This window comes from Plebeiibacterium sediminum (assembly GCF_026013605.1).
Classification (GTDB): domain Bacteria; phylum Bacteroidota; class Bacteroidia; order Bacteroidales; family Marinilabiliaceae; genus Saccharicrinis; species Saccharicrinis sediminus.
Genome location: NZ_JAPDPJ010000229.1, coordinates 1 through 830 on the forward strand (window position 1 = coordinate 1; position 830 = coordinate 830).

1 protein-coding gene is annotated in these 830 nt (G+C 35.9%); it reads left to right on the forward strand.

From position 1 onward, the window contains the following. A partial coding sequence (locus tag OM075_RS25225) for a glycoside hydrolase family 125 protein (RefSeq protein WP_301193332.1) occupies nt 1-830 on the forward strand: 830 nt, incomplete at both ends.

Sequence of the window (830 nt, forward strand, 5' to 3'; positions counted from 1 at the left end):
TGGCCTTATATTCAATTTGCCAATAATGATGAGGCTTTAAAGAGTATGTTGGCTGGTGTAATTCGTCGACAAATGATGTGTATTAACATTGATCCCTATGCCAATGCATTCTTAGATCCTCATGATCCAAATCCTGATCATCAATGGATGAGTGATAAAACAGATATGAAATTAGCACTTCACGAACGTAAGTATGAAATTGATTCATTATGTTATCCGCTTCGATTGGCTTATGAGTATTGGAAAGTAACTGGGGATGCCTCTATTTTTGATGAGGAATGGTTAAAAGCAATGGAAAATATTCTTAAAACTTTTAAAGAGCAGCAGCGAAAGGAAAATAACGGACCATATAAGTTTCAGCGTAATACAGAACGCCAGTTAGATACTATGAATAACAATGGATTGGGAAATCCGGTTAATCCAGTTGGTTTAATTGTTTCATGTTTCAGACCGTCAGATGATGCAACAACTTTACAATTTTTAATTCCATCAAACTTCTTTGCGGTTACTTCTTTACGTAAAGCTGCAGAAATATTAACTGCGGTAAATAAAGATGAGGCAACAGCTCAGCAATGTATTGATTTGGCAAATGAAGTAGAAGGCGCATTACAGAAATATGCAACCTACAATCATCCTAAATACGGAACTATTTATGCTTATGAGGTTGATGGTTTTGGAAATCAGTATTTGATGGATGATGCTAATGTACCTAGCCTGTTAGCTATGGCTTATCTTGGCGATGTTGATGTTAATGATCCTATTTACCAGAATACACGAAATTTCGTTTGGAGTAAAGATAATCCATACTTCTTTACGGGTTCTGCAGGAGA